The following is a 17,593-nucleotide window of genomic DNA, read 5'->3' on the forward strand; positions in this document are numbered from 1 at the left end:
CCTCATGTTGTCGTTGCGCTGATCAGCATAGCAGAGCCAGCGAGCATCATTGCAAAACTTCGAGAAGCACCAGAATTTAGGATGAATCCAGTTCCCGGGCAGTCAGCTCTTTGAGCTCGGCGTAGCGGTAAGCGGTTGTGTAGATGTTAGCTGCGGATTATGGCATATCTTCTCTACCACCTCTTTACCTTCCAGTCAGGGTAAGGGTTATCCTGTGCACAGTTTCCCTCTAAATCAATCTCGTGGAGAAACACCATGAAATCTCTACAGATTCAGCTGGCCCTCTCCGGAGTCAACTGTGCCGGTTGTGTCGGCAAAATTGAAAAGGCCCTGAAAGGAGTGACTGGCGTGAATGAAGCCAGTGTTAACTTTGCAGACAAAACGGCTATGGTCAAAGGCAGTGCTGAAGCGTCCTCTCTGATTTCAGCCCTGAAAAAAGCCGGATTTGAAGCGCGAGTGATACCCTGCGACTCTGAACGACAATTTTCTATACCGACTATTCACTGTGCCTCCTGCGTCAGCAAAATCGAGTCGGCTCTTCTAAAGATTCCGGGTGTTGAGAGTGCATCGGTCAATCTGGCCGATAAAACCTGCTCTGTTCAGGGGCAATCTGAAATTGGCGTCATTCTGCAGGCATTGGAACATGCCGGTTATCCCGGCACCGTGCTGACACCTGACAGTGATCTTCAGCTGAAACAGGAAGAGGAAGACAAAAAACAGTATCGCCACCTGCTAAAACATACCGCCATTGCTCTGAGTCTGGGCATTCCCCTGATGATCTGGGGTGTCGTCACCGGCGAAATGAGCATAAACACGCCCTTTCAGCAACTCGCCTGGGGGATTGTTGGCCTTGCCACTCTTTTTGTTCTGGTGTTCTCAGGTAAACACTACTTTACCGGCATGTGGAAAGCTCTGAAGCATGGCAACACCAATATGGATACCCTGATTGCCATAGGCACAGGCATAGCCTGGCTTTACTCTATGGTCGTCGTATTGTTTCCTCACCTTCTACCGTCTGCCGCTCGCCATGTTTACTTTGAAGCCAGTGCCATGATCATTGGTCTTATCAATCTGGGCCATGCTCTGGAGTTAAGAGCCAAAGGCAAAACCAGTCAGGCGATTAAGCGTCTGCTGGGGCTTCAGGCCAAAACGGCCAGAGTCGTACGCAATGGACAGGAAATAGATCTCCCCACAGACCAGGTTTTAAAAGGCGACATCGTCAGAGTCAGACCCGGCGAGAATATCGCGGTAGACGGCATTGTCGTTGAAGGCAGCAGTCTCGTGGACGAGTCTATGCTCACAGGCGAACCACTGGCTGTGAAAAAAACACCAGACGACGCAGTTTCAGCAGGCACCCTGAATAAAAATGGCAGCTTGCTGTTCAGGGCAGAAAAGGTGGGCAGTGAAACCGCTCTGGCCCATATCATTGCCCTGGTGAAAAAAGCCCAGAGTTCAAAAATCCCCATTGCCCGGATGGCAGATCAGATCTCATCTGTATTTGTACCCGTTGTGATAGTCATTGCTGTTCTGGCAGCCACTGTCTGGTTCTTTTTCGGGCCTGCGCCGGTATTAGCGCACGCACTGGTGGTAGTCACCACGGTTCTGATTATTGCCTGCCCCTGCGCTTTGGGTCTGGCTACTCCTATGTCTGTCATGGCCGGTGTTGGCAAGGCCGCTGAGCTGGGAATGCTGATTCGCAAGGGAGACTCTTTGCAGCAGGCCAGTCAATTGACCACCATAGTGCTGGATAAAACAGGCACTATCACCGAAGGCGATCCCAGAGTGACCGAACGAATCAGCATCACGGCGGACACTGAGGAAGAAAAAAACAGAATTCTGCAGATTGCCGCCAGCATTGAGAGTGCATCGGAGCATCCCCTGGCTGACGCTATTGTCAATTCTGTCAGACAGCAATCGTTGTCACTTTCACCCGTATCCGATTTTCATGCAGTCACAGGGCAAGGAGTGAGCGGGTGTGTTCAAGAAAAGTCTGTGCTGCTGGGTAATGAAAAGCTTATGGCTGCCAATGGCATTGATGTCTCGCTTCTGGCATCCACATCAGAGTCACTGGCCAATCAGGGTAAAACCCCCATGTATCTGGCTGTGGATCATCAACTGGCGGGACTGATAGCGGTCGCCGACCCGATAAGAAAAGACTCCAAAGCAGCTATCGAAAGACTCCATAAACTGGGCATCAGGGTCTTGATGGTGACCGGTGATAACAAGCTGACTGCCGCCGCTGTTGCTCAACAGGTGGGCATTGATGACTTTAGAGCCGAAACTCTGCCTGAAGACAAGGAGCGCTATGTCAGGCAGTTGCAGGAAAAAGGGCACAAGGTCGGTATGACAGGTGACGGTATAAACGACGCCCCGGCCCTTGCCCGTGCTGACGTTGGCTTTGCCATAGGCACAGGGACTGATGTTGCCATTGAATCGGCAGATATCACCCTGATTCGCTCTTCACTCCATGGACTGGCCGACGCCGTCGAGCTGTCCAGGGCAACTCTGGGAAACATTAAACAGAATCTGTTTGGCGCCTTTGTTTACAATTCTCTCGGTATCCCGATTGCTGCCGGAGTGCTATACCCTTTCACAGGAATGCTGCTTAATCCTGTTGTTGCAGGAGCAGCCATGGCTCTGTCATCGGTCACAGTGGTCAGCAACGCCAATCGTCTGAGACGCTTCAAGCCAACTGCAAGGGAGCCTGAATCATGAATATTTCCAAAGCAGCGCAGGCCACTGGACTGACCGCCAAAACCATTCGTTACTATGAAAGTCTGAACCTGATTTCACCTGCCCATCGTCTCAATAACGGTTACCGTGATTATAATGAATCACACATACGAGAACTGTCTTTTATTAGCCGCGCCAGAGAGCTGGGCTTTACTCTGAAAGAGTGCTCGGACCTTCTGGATCTGTATAACGACAAACATCGTAAAAGTGCTGATGTAAAATCACTGGCCCTGAAAAAATTAGTCGATGTCGAGGCTAAGATCAGTCAACTGCAGGTGATTCGTGACAGCCTGCAACAGCTCGCCCAATGCTGTCATGGAGACAATATGCCGGACTGCCCTATCATTGAACGGCTGGCCAGGGGAATGGAATCGGATCCTGATAAAAAATAAGATAAAAAAAAAAAATAAGACACCCATTAAATAAATAAGACATTTAAAAACTGCATTCCCAAAAAAGGATCTGAAAACCTATCTTCGAATAGCCTATCAGCGAGCCACACATGAGCGTTCGACGAACAGAGGCTGCTCAGTCCATGATTCAGACGACACAAACTTATTCCGACTTAAAGTCGAGGAGGGATAAAGAGAAAGTGTTTAATTTCTTAACTGACTTCTAAGCTAACTTGTCAGATACAAACGACTGCAGGCGTTTAAACCTCGAAGCCACTTCTGTCCGGCTTCAAGTGCATAAGCCTTCATCGCCTTCAGACGGCCAACTGCCCGATAAAAACGATTATTCCATTGCATGGTTTTCAGCCACTCATCCGGATCAATTTCCAATCTTTCAAGAATAGGAGGGGTGCATGACGGGATGGAACCTTTCTTGTCTGTTCTGACAATGCGACCGCTCCAGTCAACCAGTTCCAGATAGTCATGAAGAAGGTAGGGAAGGGCAACGTCCGTATTCTGGCCCTGCAAACAAAAAGGTTTCAGGGTCAGCGGCTGCTTTTTAGTCTCAGAATGTGTAACCTGCTCCACGCGTTCCTGAATCGACGTGTAGTCTGATGCTTCCGGTGTTTCCACCTTTCCAGCCCGAATCGGATTCAAGTCAACATAGGTCATGCAGGTCAGTAACGCTGCTTCGTCCAGCAGTGCCTGGCTTTTAAAGCGACCTTCCCAAAAGCGTCCTTTACACTCGTCTTCTTTATTGGCCTCACGAGCAAGGTATTCATTCAGACAACGCATAAACCAGCTGATATCCGTTAAACGACGCCGGTATTCCTCAGCATATTCATCAATACGGGCCAATTCAGCGCTGCCCAGTTTGTCAGCAGCCAAATGCCTTTGCACCAGAAGTGGGCCTGTAAACAAGGTCGTCCAACGGTGAAGCACTTCGTCCCGTGACCAGCCTCTGGCAGATGACTGATTGATGTGCAAAACCACGTGATAATGATTTGACATGACAGCGTAAGCGCAGACTTCGATAGCAAAGACTGAAACCAGTTCCCGGAGTTTATCCACCACCCATTGGCGGCGATGCTCGTAGTTCTTGCCAGTCAGGTGGTTCTCTCCACAGAGGTAAGCCTGACGAACACATCTTGCCATGCAGTGGTAATAAGGCGTTGAGCCGGGGTCAATCAGAGTATTGCGGGCCTGTGCCATGGACTCACCTGTCTGGGTAAAAAATCAGTGATGGGTGAAAAAGTAGACTAGGTGGACGGTAAAGCAAATTTATGGGTGTCTTTTTTCTTTTGTAAAGCAAATTTATGGGTGTCTTTTTTCTTTTCTTTAGTGGTTATACGGCAACAAGTTTGAAATATGCTACTTTGATACACTTGGCTAGCACAGACAGGCAACATTTAATGAAAAAAATTATTGTGCTCTTTTCATTTATATTAATATTTACTTCAGAAGAAATATTGTGTGAATCAAACAGTAGAATTCCTCGATACACTGAGCCGGTTAGAAAAATAAATTCAGGTACGCTTCCATGGATAGCTGGTATTAATGATGGTTGTACTACTGTGCTCATATCTGATAAGCATTTGCTGACTTCAGCTCACTGTATTGGTAAAAAATTAGACATAACTTTTCTTAATGCTAAAAACAAGATTAAAAGAAAAGTTATAAAGTATATAATAAATAATAATTTTTTTTCTGCCTCTGATTGGCCTAAATACGATATAGCAATACTTGAGTTAAACCGGCCTGTGTCAATTCCTCCTGCTGACATCGACTATACCAAATGTCCTGACCTTTATAATATTACTCACCTTATGGTTGCGGGTTATGGCAATCAGCAGTTATTGCAGCTTGCATCTGTAAGTTGGGTAGGCTCCTGCAATGATGAAGTACATTTCGTTTCATATCCCGGAGATTCCCAGCCTGGGGATTCAGGTTCTCCCTTATTTTACAGACAAAACAATTCATTTATCTTAGGAATACATGTTGGAAAATTCTATCAAGACAATTTGGCAATCCAGTTTAAGCTGTCATTAACTTTTAATCGTAATTTTATAGAGAAGTATGTGCGATTAGAAAAAAGCCATGATATATATTACCTAATAAAAGGAATTTCTCTAAATGCACAAAGATGGAATTCCATTTCTGCTTCTGCTTCTGCTTCTGCTTCTGCTTCAACTATGTTATGTATTTTAATAACACCATTAACCTTGGCAATGAATTTGCTTTAATCATACCTGAATCCCCGAGTTCACATCACATAAATCAGCCTGAGAAGCCCCCAATCCATGGCTTTTCTTGTATAATTCTCTGATTCTGATTTTCACCTTCTGAGTGCGTTTTTGTGAAACTCACAATCGAGCAGTCAACTATCAAGTTTTAGACACCCGTTACGTGAATTGGGGATAACTCATTTCAACCCTGCCACCCAAAGAAGCTCATAAAAGAGCTTCTTTGGATCGCGACATGATTAATGATTGGCAAATACACTCGTGTTGCCATCCTTGGTGAAACCGATCACCTGATAAGGATCTTTGCGATCACCGTACTCCATACCTGGCGATCCCAGAGGCATACCCGGAACAGTCAGACCATTCACACCAGCAGGCTTTTCACTTAGCAAACGCTTGATGTCTGCAGCCGGGACATGACCTTCAATGGCATAATCACCGATAAAGGCTGTATGGCAAGACTCCATTCCTTTCGGAATACCGGCCCTGGCTCGATACGTGGCTGTGTTCGGCACATCATGGGACATGACCTTAAAGCCATTCTCTTCCATGTGTTTCGCCCACTGTTTGCAACAACCACAGGCAGGGGTTTTGTAGAGCATGACTGTCGGTAATGACTCCTCGGCCTTGGCCAGCATAAACGACATTAGAACAGCAGTTCCCAGGAACAGGGCTTTCAGCTTTTTCATGGTTTCACTCTCCTTTTTCAAGTGTTTCATAATTCATTGATTGATCTGAGCGGTCAGAACCTTTTCCCGGCTGTGCCATAGAAAATAGACGGCAGGCACCAGCACGAGAGTCACCACCAGTGAGCTGACAATGCCACCGATCATCAGGCTAGCTATGCGCTGCACGACTTCGGAACCAGTGCCATTATTGAGCATGACCGGTATAAGACCGAAGAGAATGGTGCAAACGGTCATCACAATGGGCCTGCGGCAGGGGATGTAAGCTCGGCACTGATCAGATCCTGCTGACTTTTTTTGCCTTGCCTGGACTGTTTTTCATAGGCTTGAATCATTGGATCAGCAGCCAGAGCTTTTTGCTCGGCTTGAGATAGAGTCAGGCGGCCTGCACTGACTCCTGCCGATACCAATATCAGCCATGCAGCGGATACCATAATCCGTTTCAGTTGCATGTTTGTCTCCACAGCCGTGCCAATCCCATGCAGGGGACACTGAAAAATCAACGTTTCACTCTGTTTTTTAAACGACGATATTTATGAAATGCTATTCCAGAAAGGAGACATTGGCCAGATAGATATCAGGCTGGGAGCGCTGTACTGAAGATGGGGGTGCAGAAATCCAGTCCTGCGACGGTTCAGCGTCCAGCACAATCAACTCTGCAACAATATAAAGCAGGGTAAAAGTCGGCTTACTGTCCGGGTGAGAAAACGGGATATAGCGATCCTCAGAATCGCAGTCTGGACAGGCCTGATTCGCTTTCTGCAGTTGCTCTGCCGGGGAAGGAGCACAACAGTCATGATCTGCGGACAAACCGTCAGCCATGCCGGAAGCATTGGATGACATCGTCGTGGGCATGTCTGACTGGTCAGCAACCATAGCCTGTGACGACTCCATCAGGCAAACCTGCAACAGCAAAAACATCAGCAGGGCAATCATTGCTGTGCCAATGTTCTGCCTGTGTTTCAGGTTCAGGTGAAGGATGGACATAGAATTCAGGAGATTATGGTTCAGCTTTCCAACTTAAACCATCCAGTAACTGGAAGGTCAACCCTTGAAAAGCTGAATGAGTGATGATTCAAGACTATTCTGTGCGCTTTAATCAGGCATTGTCTTCTTCTACTGCATCATAGAGACGCTCCAAAATATCAGGGACAGCGGACATCACCCGGTTCCAGCTGGGAATAAAAGGCCTTTCCATGGGGTTTTCCAAAAAGTGTTGCCCTGCTGCCATAATGTTTCTGGCAAAGAGTTCAACGGCTCGCTCTTCCGTATCACGATCGACATGCAGGCCATTCATCATCGCATCATCGTAATAAGACTCGATGAAATCCAGTGCTACCCGGTAATAAGTCGCTTTGATCGTGCGGAAGGTTTCAGTATTGAACTGAACCCCGTTGGTCGCCAGCTTCCTGAACACGGCCTTGATAATATCGTGGCTCATTTTCGACAGACCGGCATTGCGATCTTCTTCCGATAGAGGCTGATGTTTGTGATCATAAACATCGGCAATATCAACCTGACACAGCCGTTTATTGGAATAGTTTCTCTTAACTTCTGACAGTACCCCTATTTCCAGACCCCAGTCGCTGGGAATCCGGATGTCATTGAAAACACTGGTTCGCATGGAAAACTCACCGGCCAGGGGATAACGAAAACTGTCGAGGTATTCCAGATAGTCCATAGGGCCAAGAATTTTTTTCAGGGCTCGCAACAGAGGCGTCACCAGAAGACGGCTGACCCTGCCATTAAGTTTGTTATCAGCGACTCTTGCATAATAGCCCTTGCAAAAATCATAGCTAAACGCAGGATTAGCTACCGGATAGAGTAGCCTGGCCAGCAGATCTCTCTGGTAGGTCACGATATCACAGTCGTGCAGAGCCACTGCTTCTGACTTGGCTGAAGCCAGCACATAACCGTAGCAGTACCAGACGTTTCTTCCTTTACCAGCCTCTTTAGGCGCCAACCCCTTACTTTCAAGCAGACGGTCAATTTCACGAAGTCCGGGGCCATCCTGCCATAGAATCCGGTGATGCTGATTCAGCTGGGCAAAAAAGTCTCTTGAATAGGAAAATTCTTTTTCGTTGGCTCTATCCAGGCCTATAACAATCTCGGAAAGATAACCCACCTGGCTAAGCTCCTGAACAATATTATTCAAGGCTGGTCCCTGCAGCTCGGAGAACAGCGAAGGCAAGACCAGAGACATAGGGCGCTGGCGGGAAAAGGCCTGCAGCTCCTGCTCCATATCTTCAACCGAACGTACTCTCAAATTATGGAAATTGGTGATAGTGCCATTCTGGTAAAAATCGCCCATAAATGCTTTCCCTTCTTTTCGTTAGCGCTTTATGCTCTGATCACACTCTGCAGTCCAGCTCACCCGTCTTGTAAAGAGCAGTCTTTTATAGAGCCGTCTTTTGGAGGACAGACTGGCTCATGACCTTCCTGAAGAGAATCAAGAACCTCCAATACCGCTTCATTCCAACCTTCAGGCCCGACTGATTTTGTGTACTTAATATTAGACAGATGTTCTGTAATGGGCTGTTTACTTTTTTCAGAACTTACAAGAACAGGAATATCGACTACTTCCAGCATGGGCAGATCGTTGAAGCTGTCGCCCAGACCCATGGATATCCACGTCCACTCCGGAAAGTTTTTCAGGTAGTGTTTGAACAGTTTCTTCGCCGCCGAACCCTTATCCCCCTTGCCGGATACGTGATAGAAACGCCCACCCCGGGTCAGTTGTAATCCTTCTTCAGCAAGCTGCCTTTCAAACTGCTCCAATGCCTTATCACTGTCTTCCCAGACCAAAGGTTCACTGGCTTTTCGGTCTGCTGCCAGTTTAGCCTCCTCCAGGCTTAGCCCGGAGAGATCGGCTATTTCACTATGAGAGCAATCGCCAAAGCCCCTGAACCGGAAGCCGTACTGCTCGCGAAACTGTTTCAGTACCCTGCGTATCGCCTTGTAGGGTTGACCATGGAAGTAATGGGTATTCTTGTCAGTATCAGACGACTGAAAGTAGTGAGCCGGGATGGTGGTAATCATTCCGTTTTCGGTAATAAATGGATGATCCAGAGCCATCTCCAGTTGCAGAGGCAGTACCTCACTGAGGGTTTTGCTGGTATTGAAAACAACCGGAATATTTTGCTCTCTCAACCGGTCCAAAGCGGGTTTTGCCCCCGCCCAGCTGTAGCTATCATGATCCAGCAAGGTACCATCGAGGTCGGAAAATATGACCAGCTTCGTCATCGCCTTTTTGCTGTTGAACATCGACTCAAACTCTGTCCAGACGTTTTTGGTAGATGGTATTGGTGGCCTCGACAAAACCACTGACACTGCCACAGTCAAAGCGCTCACCTTCAAACTTGCAGGCAATAACACAGCCCTGTCTGGCCTGAGTCAGAATGGCGTCAGTCAGCTGCACTTCTCCGTTTATTCCGGGTTCAGTGTTCTCAATAATGTCGAAAATATCCGGTGTCAGGACATAACGTCCAATCACTGCCAGATTACTGGGTGCTTGCGAAGGGGCTGGTTTTTCCACCATATCGGTCACACGGATCAGGTTATCGCTCAGGGCTTCACCGGCAATCACACCGTATTTATCGACTTCGGATTCGGGCACTTCCTGAACAGCCAGAATGGTGCAACGAAACTGCTTGTAAAGATTGACCAACTGCGACATAACCAACGGACCACTGTCGTTAATACAGAGATCATCGGCCAGCACCACACCAAAAGGCTGATCGCCCATAAGAGTTCGTCCGCAGAGAATGGCATGCCCCAGCCCCTGCATCTGGTTCTGTCGAGTATAGGAAAAAGTACAGGCCGCCATCACTTCTCGAATGGTCGACAGTTTTTCTTCTTTGCCACTGCCAGCGATTTCCGCTTCCAGCTCATAGTTAATATCAAAATGATCCGGAATCGCCCGTTTGTTTCTGCCATTGACAAACCCCAGGTCAGTCAGACCTGCCAGCATGGCTTCTTCTACGCCATATTGAATCAGGGGTTTATCAACAATAGGCAGCATCTCCTTGGGCATGGACTTGGTGGCGGGTAAAAAGCGGGTTCCATACCCCGCAACAGGAAACAGACATTTTTTAATCATATTATTGCTCGTCTTATTGAGAAGTTTTGCATCTCATCAGGCTATAAGCAGAAGTCGTGCCAATTCAGAAAACCACCCGCCGGGGTCAACATCATTTACAATGATTGAAGGTTTTATAAATACGGGAGTGGCATGACTCCTGCTGCAAAGAAGAAAAAGTACTAAAAAACATTGCCAAAGGGGAAGATGTATCGTGCAAAGTTATCCTAAAGCCTTCCATGAGTTTCATCAGGCCATGACTCAGCTTCTGACCTTCCCTTATGGACAGGAAGCGGGCGAGATAGCCGCCAGAATTGTCCGTAGAGTTCAGTATCACCTTCATGAAAACCCTCCCAAAACAGTCACTGGCTGGTCAGAAAAAGATATCTTTCTGATTACCTATGGCGACACCCTCTATGACAAAAGTGAACAGCCACCTCTTCAGGTCTTGAAGGGATTTCTTGATGGCTATCTGAACGAGGTTATTAATACCCTTCACATTCTTCCCTACCTTCCCTACAGCTCGGATGATGGCTTTTCTGTGATTGATTACCTGTCGGTCAATGAGCAGCTGGGAAGCTGGCAGGATATCGAAGCCATCGCCAGTGACTATCAGCTTATGTCGGATCTGGTGATTAACCATGTCTCCCGGGAAAGTCTCTGGTTTGCCGACTTTGTCAGTGGTCATCAGCCCGGCCGGGATTACTTTATTGAAGAAGACCCGGAGACTGATCTCAGTGAAGTGACCCGCCCAAGAAACTCCCCCCTGCTGGTGCCTATTCATACAAGGCGAGGGCTGAAACACGTCTGGGCCACCTTCAGTGAAGATCAGATGGATCTGAACTTTAAAAACCCCGATGTGCTGATACAGATGGTAGATGTCCTGCTCTTTTATCTGGCCCGCGGCACCATGGTAGTCAGGTTGGATGCCGTTGCTTTTCTCTGGAAGAAACCGGGCACTCACTGCATAAACCTGCCCGAGACCCATGCCATCGTGAAACTGTTCCGACTGATTATGGAGAGAGCCTGTCCTGGCAGTACGCTGCTGACCGAAACCAATGTCCCCCACGAGGAGAACATCAGTTATTTCGGGGAACAGGATGAGGCACACATGGTTTATCAATTTGCCCTGCCGCCCCTGATATTGCATGCACTCAATCGGGGCACAGAAAAATACCTTGTGCAATGGGCCCGTAACCTGCCCGATTACCCCGAGAGTTGTACCGTTCTGAACTTTACTGCCTCTCATGATGGCATAGGCCTGCGTCCGCTGACGGGGGTGATCCCGGAAAATGAAGTTTCAGAGCTGATCGACAGCATGCACCGTTTTGGGGGGTTCGTCAGCATGCGCACCCTTTCGGACAACACTGAATCACCTTATGAGATCAATATTGCCCTGTTTGATGCCATGAAAGGGACGAGAAGGGGTGAGGACCAATGGCAAGTGCAGCGATTTCTCTGCTCCCAGCTCATCATGCTGGGGATGCGCGGAATACCTGCTTTTTACATACACAGCCTGTTTGCCACACACAATGATTTGGCAGGCGTCGAGAGTAGTGGCAGAACCCGCTCGATCAATCGCCGCAAGTGGTTACTGGAAGAATTATTGCCTGAGCTGGAAAACCCGGTTTCGATTCGGTCACTGGTTTTCCATTCGTTGTTGAATCACATCAAAGTTCGCAAACAGGAGCCCTGCTTTCATCCCAATGCCTCCCAAACCATTCTGGATATGGCGCCGGGGATTTTTGCATTCTTGCGAACATCTCCCTGTGGCCGCCGGAAACTGGTGGCTATACACAACCTGACATCGGCCCATCAAACGTTGAACCAGCCAGACTATGTCGGCTGGTCCGATTTACTGGGCAGTGGGACCATACAGGACCTGCAACTCAAGCCCTATCAGGTATTGTGGTTAGCAAAAACGCCGTAAACCCTCGCCCAATCGAGGGTGATATTTTTTGCCAGGCGCTCCGGGGCTAACAAAAGACAATAGTCGTTTAAATAAATCACCGAAGTCATCTATCTAACCTTCGAATGGCTCGTGATCACACTCTTGGGACACAAAAAACGATAAGTACTTCTATGCGTTTTTAACAGAATCTCTTTGCCAGAAAGCACGCTTATTTCCATGGTCTACACTCTCTCAACGGTAAACCAGGATGTAACAATAAAGTGAAACGCCCACTCTTTGCAGCACTGCTGTTGCTGTCTATCGCCTGCCAGGCGTCAATAAGACACTTTGTTGTCGAGCTTGAACAGGATGCAGGTTCTCCAGACAAAAGCTTTTCTATCAAACAGCATGACCCGCATACTTTGACGAACACTCCTTCAATCATTGCCAGCAACAACGGTCATTCAGACCAGGATTCCCCGGCAAATGATACACCCTTCGGACCCGGTATTTTCGGGCTAATAACGATCATTATTGAGTCGGTTTCGTGGCATTTGCTTTACGCCTCCCAGTGGCTGGTTGCTTACGAACTGATCCTGACCAGCCATGACACACAAAGCTCCAAAACTTATTCACGGCTACCTTTAGAATCGTTTATCACTGTCGGTTTGTTTTTAAGCAACTATTGGAACTCCGATTCACCGATGTTCAACCCGATTGGACAACAAGAGTCGAGCCAGGATTATCCGTTTATGATCAACACTATGACGCTCAGCTCCGGAGATAACCAACAACAAGGCCAACTATCGGAATCATCGACCCGGCAAGCCTCAGGAACAACCTCAGGGTTCAGAGGCACTATCACCAGCCGCCAGTATTCTGACTCTGACGGTGGAGACGAAGTCCCTGAACAACACCAACATACTTTGGGTTTAAATTGTTTCGCAGATAACTGTAATGGCGTTTGTAAATTCCGACAATCAGGTGCAAGACCGAAACAAAGCTCAACGCCCAATGAAGACTTCGATCGACAGAGCCCTCTCGTGCAACAACACACCTGTAAAGTGACAGTGTTCGGGGAGGGTGGTCGGCAGCGAGCATGCGGGCAAATCTGCCAGAGTAATACAGCCCTGAAGGATCACAAAAGAAGAAAACACAGGCAACACACCTGTTACGTAACAGTCGCCATTTGCAATGGTCGACGGTGGCCATGCGGACTTGGCTTCAGGACTGCTCGGGGCCTGATGTGGCATAAAAGAATACATCAAAGACGCAGGCCCGATAATCCGAACAACAATAATGGCGCCACAATAAAGCATGGAGGCTGATCGGGAATAGACTGCCCCTCACTCTTAAGACTGTCGCAAAAGTGCGGCGCTGATATGGGGTTAAAAACGCCACCGGAGGTTTGCCGGTGGTCTTATGTCTTTCCATCTGTGATGGCATCCCTGGTGGCGTCTGCTTATGTGACGAAGCAGCCCTTCTTCACTCTCGAAGATCCTCCCGCATAGTTGCTGCGTCATCCGATGTACGCGACCCTCGTCAAAATTCACGTATAGGATCACGTCACAAAATACTGACCCGGGAACCTGATGGCTTCTGTTGGGATCCGACCATCTAATATCCAATTCGTCGTCATGGTATCTACTGTCGTTGTGATCCTCCTGCTCTAGTACATGAAGAACTTCTCCGCATACTCGCTGCTCACCATCTCCCCCGACCACTATCACATCACAGAATAGTGGCGCAGTGTGGTATCGCATTTTGTGTTCTGACAGCCTCTCCCTATCTCTGCAGCGAATCCCGCAGGGCGCCCGCTCACCACTGCTCGTTTTCATCTGCACATCACAGACAAATCCCCTGGCGGGATCACGACCTCTCCTGATAGATTTACTGGCTGCTCTCGGCCTCGCCAAGATGCCAGTTGGTGATCGGAGTTTACAAATACCGTGACAGGAACCAAAGTGACAATTGTAATCGAAGGTATGCTGTTGTGGTTCAGGGTTTCTGTCATCGCCGTCAGAGCCAGAAAGCTGGGAGCCGCTGGCATAGCCTTTAATCTGGGCACTGGTTGACCCACCTGTGGCTTGCTGACCGGATGATGTTGATGGCGGGTTTTGTTGGTCATTTTTTTGTTGGCTATTCCCGGGAAGCATCATGGTGATGATTGCAGGCCGGTCATCCTGACTGGCTTCCAGTTGATCCATTGGGATAAGCAGTGATGGATCGGAGTTCCAATAGTTTTTCAAAAGCCAGCCAAGAGCAACAAACGCTCCTGCAGGTAGCCATGCAAGGGACTCAATACCTAACCCCGCATAGCCGTTTGTGTCGACCATGTCTGACGAGGTATACGACAGAGTATTGAAATCACGTTTTATAGAAAAGCTCTGGATCGGAGAACCTGCATCATCCTTTTGAAAATCGACAACAAAATGTCTTGTCGACGACTCAGCCTGATAGACGACAGATAACAGCACTGACAGTAAAAACAATGCCGCAAAGATTGAGTTGCCCATCATTCTATCCGTGTGCTCTGACTTGTAGAGAGTAAGGGTAGATTGAGAAAGTGATAGATCAAGAAAATAAGCGTTTTCTGAGCTTGATTGGTAGTTTTATCGAATGAGTTTAAAACCCCGTGCTTTGAGAGCGTGTCGCAAAACTCTATCCAGCGTGGGAACGAGTTGTAACTTCAGCGGTTCCGCTGGTGTCTTATCCCGGTCAGACTCCAGCGCATCAACTTCCTCGTCCGTCAGGCCGATGTCTCGCCCGGCATTGACCAGGGCATCACCCATCAACAGCCGATCCTCAGGTTGAAGAACCTCTTTGAGAATATTCCGAACCTCGGCAACCAGGCTCCGGTTATTTTGCTTAGCCCTGGCCTTCAGAGCACTGTAGAGCTCATCCGGGATATTTCCAAGCGTCATCATTGCCATAGTTTCACTCCTGCAGAGCACACTCTGTGTCAAGGTTAAGTGGATGGCAGGCCCAGTTTGTCGAAGAATGCTTTGTTCCTTTCCTTCGCCGACTGTACCAGCCGGTTATAAGAAATAACTTCGATAAAGGCACCGTAACTTTTACTGTATCCAAAATACCCCATGTGGTCATGGGTTGGCGTGAGGTCGAAGATTCGGCAACGCTGCACAACTGATGGCGTTAAATCACAGATGACGTAGCAAAAGCCTGGTATATCCCGTGAATTGGGTATCAGCCTGCCACTCGCCGTTTTCGCCTGGCCTTCACGAATACGATCCAAATAGCTCAAAGCCTGCTCGATAGGATCTTTATTTTCTCCCTCTCGGGCATCGTTTCGCATGGGCCGTTTGATCTCGACCACAGTAACGGATGCCAGCGGCAAGGCTTTTTTATCGGACACCAGAATAGGATTATCACAGACATTTAACGCACACAGGTCTGGCTCTTTTCCAGAAATGTCACCGGTAACAGGCATGGAACCCAAAGGCTTGTCTGAGGCCAGATAGTCATGAAACGCGAGTCGTTCATCAATCAGCCAGAGATTACAGGCATCAAACGGTGTCTGCGTGGAATCCTTACGCATTGGCATAATCAACTGATGGATTAAATCCTCACGAGCGTACTTGTCGTCATCCAACCGCTCAATATACTTTTCCAGCAAATCGATGATTGTCCGGCGGTGAGTGACGTAGTTGGCCAGGTCTGACTGTTTGAAGTCCTGTGCTTTTCTCAGGTAGTCACTCAGTCGGTTTTGATAATCTTCCAGATTGCTTTCTACCGCCGGATTCATAATTTCATGCCCTTCTTCCATCAGGCTTTTTTCGGCCTCGTAGTAGTGCCTGTGGAGAAGGGACTCAAGCTCCTTGTCCGATATTCTGGGGTCAACCACAAGTTCACGCTCATCCATATGGCTCATAATTGAACGGTACCGTGGCGCTTTCTGAGCAACAAAGGTATTCACCCGCTCCTTGCCTGCTTTCATGTTGTCGTGGAGGTAATCGGAAAGGTATTCTCTGGTTTTCTCTACGACCGCTTCCCGGATTTCGCTGAGGGAAATCTCCTGATCACTGATAAGATCCTCAATCGTTTCAGCGATATCAAATGCCGTTCTTTCAGAACGGACATGCTCATCAAGATAGTCTGAGGTGACATAGCAGGCGTAGGTAAACTCACCCGCATCATCGGATAGAGTGCCAAAGAGCCCGGGTACCTTTTTGCCAATAGACTCTTCTTTAACAACACGGTTAGCCGCACAGAGGAACATGGGGTGGTTTTTGTTCACTCCAGCCCGAAACTTAATGTGATTCAGTTCAAAAACATAGCCCTTCAGACTGACTTGTTCTGCCGTTGCAGCAGAGTGCATGCAGCGATCGTAAATGTCGCTGAGAGAAATGCTTTCGGTACCATCCTTTACAATAATGTTTGGCGTTGCCGGGCTTCTGACGAAATACCACAGGCAATGTTCCAGCAGAGCCTCGGCAATACTCAACGGGGTTTTACGGCAACTCGCGTAATACTCTTTGTCAAACCCGTCCAGTTTTAGCACCGTCCGTACTTTCTGGTCATGAACCGCCACCGGCGACTCTGTCTGAACACCCTGCCGGGATGAAAAAGAAAAGTTTCGCTGATAAAGCTTTCCTTCTTGACAGAAAACGCTTTCTACTTCGGCGGTGTCGAAGGCTTTCAACCACATCAAACGCCCGATGCCCCGGCAACCCTTTCCGATCTTGTGATCTGAGTCCAGGGTTTCAAAGGACTCCATGTTGGCTGCGTTAAATCCAACTCCATTATCGGTAATGGTAAAGCCTTTGATGATTTCTTTTTCAGCCCCTTTTCCGGGGTGCATTTGTTGTTGAGGGTTACGAATAATCTCAAGAGTAATCTGACCTTCGGCCAGCCCATCTGCTTCTTCAAGGGCCTGAATCGAGTTGACCACGGCTTCAAAAACCGGCAGCAGACCATGAGTTTTCGGCAGATTAGTATTACGTAACCTTCCGGCAAGATTTGTATGAAGGCTCATTGGCACTCCCTTGGAAGCAGCCCGCATTGTTGTTTTTCACGGATTGAAGATAGCATCAAACAAAGTGATTTTTCGCTCAGTGAGAAAAGATGCACAGCAAAATAAAACCTGTTCTGCACCCGTTGCTTGAGAAGGCAGTATAGACAGAGTTACTGGAATGACTATTACAAAACATCAGAAAATGTCAGACGGGTATCACTGTTTCATCAGGAATGTAATTTGCTGGAGTCTCTGACACTCCCCGCCTCTAAGAGGGTGTCGCAAAACTCTCTCCGGCGTGGGAACGCGTTGACTCCCGTCATTGCCAGTCATTCCCGGCTTCATTCTCGTCATTCCCGGCTTCATTCTCGTCATTCCCGGCTTCATTCTCGTCATTCCCGCGAAGGCGGGAATCCACACTGACTCTCCACCAGAACCCTACTGCCCGGTGTCCCCCTGGCCTTGTCATCCCCGAGAAGGCAGAGATCCACCGTTGGCGCTGGATTCCCGCCTTCGCGGGAATGACGACTTCAGAGCGTGAGAACGAGCTGTTGAAGTTTTGCGACACCCTCCTAAAGAAGCGGGATTACCCCCTTAA

At 48.3% G+C, this 17,593-nt stretch carries 17 protein-coding genes; 6 read left to right on the top strand and 11 right to left on the bottom strand.

All coding sequences use genetic code 11. The features are described 5' to 3' along the window. Positions 1-255: 255 nt before the first annotated feature. Complete coding sequence (locus ACOJUN_RS06750) at positions 256-2,715, top strand: heavy metal translocating P-type ATPase (protein WP_422135895.1); 2,460 nt, start codon at positions 256-258, stop codon at positions 2,713-2,715. Then, complete coding sequence (gene cueR / locus ACOJUN_RS06755; protein ID WP_422135896.1) at positions 2,712-3,125, top strand: Cu(I)-responsive transcriptional regulator; 414 nt, start codon at positions 2,712-2,714, stop codon at positions 3,123-3,125. Before ACOJUN_RS06750 ends, cueR begins: the two co-directional genes overlap by 4 nt. Positions 3,126-3,353: 228 nt before the next feature. On the opposite strand, the gene ACOJUN_RS06760 is transcribed toward cueR, so the two are convergent. Further along, complete coding sequence (locus tag ACOJUN_RS06760; protein ID WP_422135897.1) at positions 3,354-4,337, bottom strand: transposase; 984 nt, start codon at positions 4,335-4,337, stop codon at positions 3,354-3,356. Between the two features lie 200 nt (positions 4,338-4,537). On the opposite strand from ACOJUN_RS06760, the gene ACOJUN_RS06765 reads away from it, so the two are divergent. Continuing rightward, on the top strand, positions 4,538-5,368 hold the full coding sequence (locus ACOJUN_RS06765; RefSeq protein WP_422135898.1) for a trypsin-like serine peptidase: 831 nt from the start codon (positions 4,538-4,540) through the stop codon (positions 5,366-5,368). Positions 5,369-5,607: 239 nt separating this feature from the next. Here ACOJUN_RS06765 and ACOJUN_RS06770 read toward each other — a convergent pair whose 3' ends face one another. The 7 genes from ACOJUN_RS06770 to galU form a co-directional block, all read right to left on the bottom strand. Then, positions 5,608-6,057 (bottom strand): DUF411 domain-containing protein, encoded by a 450-nt coding sequence (locus tag ACOJUN_RS06770; RefSeq protein WP_422135899.1) that lies wholly within the window; start codon positions 6,055-6,057, stop codon positions 5,608-5,610. Between the two features lie 33 nt (positions 6,058-6,090). Then, positions 6,091-6,291, bottom strand: a complete 201-nt coding sequence (locus tag ACOJUN_RS06775; protein ID WP_422137047.1) for an efflux RND transporter permease subunit — start codon at positions 6,289-6,291, stop codon at positions 6,091-6,093. After that, positions 6,291-6,506: a hypothetical protein gene (locus ACOJUN_RS06780; RefSeq protein ID WP_422135900.1), complete on the bottom strand. Its 216-nt coding sequence runs from the start codon at positions 6,504-6,506 to the stop codon at positions 6,291-6,293. Before ACOJUN_RS06780 ends, ACOJUN_RS06775 begins: the two co-directional genes overlap by 1 nt. Before the next feature lie 91 nt (positions 6,507-6,597). Then, positions 6,598-7,041 (bottom strand): hypothetical protein, encoded by a 444-nt coding sequence (locus ACOJUN_RS06785; protein ID WP_422135901.1) that lies wholly within the window; start codon positions 7,039-7,041, stop codon positions 6,598-6,600. Positions 7,042-7,153: 112 nt separating this feature from the next. After that, complete coding sequence (locus ACOJUN_RS06790) at positions 7,154-8,365, bottom strand: glycosyl transferase (RefSeq protein ID WP_422135902.1); 1,212 nt, start codon at positions 8,363-8,365, stop codon at positions 7,154-7,156. 59 nt (positions 8,366-8,424) lie between these two features. Then, complete coding sequence (locus tag ACOJUN_RS06795; protein WP_422135903.1) at positions 8,425-9,297, bottom strand: HAD-IIB family hydrolase; 873 nt, start codon at positions 9,295-9,297, stop codon at positions 8,425-8,427. A 25-nt stretch (positions 9,298-9,322) separates the two neighbouring features. Next, positions 9,323-10,153: a UTP--glucose-1-phosphate uridylyltransferase GalU gene (gene galU / locus ACOJUN_RS06800; RefSeq protein ID WP_422135904.1), complete on the bottom strand. Its 831-nt coding sequence runs from the start codon at positions 10,151-10,153 to the stop codon at positions 9,323-9,325. Between the two features lie 193 nt (positions 10,154-10,346). On the opposite strand from galU, the gene ACOJUN_RS06805 reads away from it, so the two are divergent. Then, positions 10,347-12,062, top strand: a complete 1,716-nt coding sequence (locus ACOJUN_RS06805) for a sugar phosphorylase (protein WP_422135905.1) — start codon at positions 10,347-10,349, stop codon at positions 12,060-12,062. Positions 12,063-12,304: 242 nt separating this feature from the next. Continuing rightward, entirely contained in the window at positions 12,305-13,351 is a 1,047-nt protein-coding gene (locus ACOJUN_RS06810; RefSeq protein ID WP_422135906.1) for a hypothetical protein, read from the top strand. A 60-nt stretch (positions 13,352-13,411) separates the two neighbouring features. On the opposite strand, the gene ACOJUN_RS06815 is transcribed toward ACOJUN_RS06810, so the two are convergent. The 3 genes from ACOJUN_RS06815 to ACOJUN_RS06825 all read right to left on the bottom strand — a co-directional run bounded on the left by ACOJUN_RS06815 (position 13,412) and on the right by ACOJUN_RS06825 (position 17,016). Next, positions 13,412-14,542, bottom strand: coding sequence for a hypothetical protein (locus ACOJUN_RS06815; protein ID WP_422135907.1), 1,131 nt, complete (start codon positions 14,540-14,542; stop codon positions 13,412-13,414). 93 nt (positions 14,543-14,635) lie between these two features. After that, complete coding sequence (locus tag ACOJUN_RS06820) at positions 14,636-14,956, bottom strand: FitA-like ribbon-helix-helix domain-containing protein (protein WP_422135908.1); 321 nt, start codon at positions 14,954-14,956, stop codon at positions 14,636-14,638. Between the two features lie 35 nt (positions 14,957-14,991). After that, positions 14,992-17,016: an ATP-binding protein gene (locus tag ACOJUN_RS06825; RefSeq protein ID WP_422135909.1), complete on the bottom strand. Its 2,025-nt coding sequence runs from the start codon at positions 17,014-17,016 to the stop codon at positions 14,992-14,994. Between the two features lie 301 nt (positions 17,017-17,317). On the opposite strand from ACOJUN_RS06825, the gene ACOJUN_RS06830 reads away from it, so the two are divergent. After that, positions 17,318-17,536: a hypothetical protein gene (locus ACOJUN_RS06830; RefSeq protein WP_422135910.1), complete on the top strand. Its 219-nt coding sequence runs from the start codon at positions 17,318-17,320 to the stop codon at positions 17,534-17,536. Positions 17,537-17,593: the final 57 nt, after the last annotated feature.

This window comes from Endozoicomonas sp. ALD040 (assembly GCF_049275945.1).
In the GTDB taxonomy this organism is placed as follows: domain Bacteria; phylum Pseudomonadota; class Gammaproteobacteria; order Pseudomonadales; family Endozoicomonadaceae; genus Endozoicomonas_A.

What these genes read in the sequence shown, in the direction of transcription:
- ACOJUN_RS06780 (WP_422135900.1), bottom strand. Translation starts at nt 6,506, where the DNA reads ATGCAACTGAAACGGATTATGGTATCCGCTGCATGGCTGATATTGGTA.
- ACOJUN_RS06760 (WP_422135897.1), bottom strand. Translation starts at nt 4,337, where the DNA reads ATGGCACAGGCCCGCAATACTCTGATTGACCCCGGCTCAACGCCTTAT.
- ACOJUN_RS06820 (WP_422135908.1), bottom strand. Translation starts at nt 14,956, where the DNA reads ATGGCAATGATGACGCTTGGAAATATCCCGGATGAGCTCTACAGTGCT.
- ACOJUN_RS06785 (WP_422135901.1), bottom strand. Translation starts at nt 7,041, where the DNA reads ATGTCCATCCTTCACCTGAACCTGAAACACAGGCAGAACATTGGCACA.
- ACOJUN_RS06795 (WP_422135903.1), bottom strand. Translation starts at nt 9,297, where the DNA reads ATGACGAAGCTGGTCATATTTTCCGACCTCGATGGTACCTTGCTGGAT.
- ACOJUN_RS06750 (WP_422135895.1), top strand. Translation starts at nt 256, where the DNA reads ATGAAATCTCTACAGATTCAGCTGGCCCTCTCCGGAGTCAACTGTGCC.
- ACOJUN_RS06765 (WP_422135898.1), top strand. Translation starts at nt 4,538, where the DNA reads ATGAAAAAAATTATTGTGCTCTTTTCATTTATATTAATATTTACTTCA.
- galU (WP_422135904.1), bottom strand. Translation starts at nt 10,153, where the DNA reads ATGATTAAAAAATGTCTGTTTCCTGTTGCGGGGTATGGAACCCGCTTT.
- ACOJUN_RS06775 (WP_422137047.1), bottom strand. Translation starts at nt 6,291, where the DNA reads ATGACCGTTTGCACCATTCTCTTCGGTCTTATACCGGTCATGCTCAAT.
- ACOJUN_RS06815 (WP_422135907.1), bottom strand. Translation starts at nt 14,542, where the DNA reads ATGATGGGCAACTCAATCTTTGCGGCATTGTTTTTACTGTCAGTGCTG.
- cueR (WP_422135896.1), top strand. Translation starts at nt 2,712, where the DNA reads ATGAATATTTCCAAAGCAGCGCAGGCCACTGGACTGACCGCCAAAACC.
- ACOJUN_RS06790 (WP_422135902.1), bottom strand. Translation starts at nt 8,365, where the DNA reads ATGGGCGATTTTTACCAGAATGGCACTATCACCAATTTCCATAATTTG.
- ACOJUN_RS06770 (WP_422135899.1), bottom strand. Translation starts at nt 6,057, where the DNA reads ATGAAAAAGCTGAAAGCCCTGTTCCTGGGAACTGCTGTTCTAATGTCG.
- ACOJUN_RS06825 (WP_422135909.1), bottom strand. Translation starts at nt 17,016, where the DNA reads ATGAGCCTTCATACAAATCTTGCCGGAAGGTTACGTAATACTAATCTG.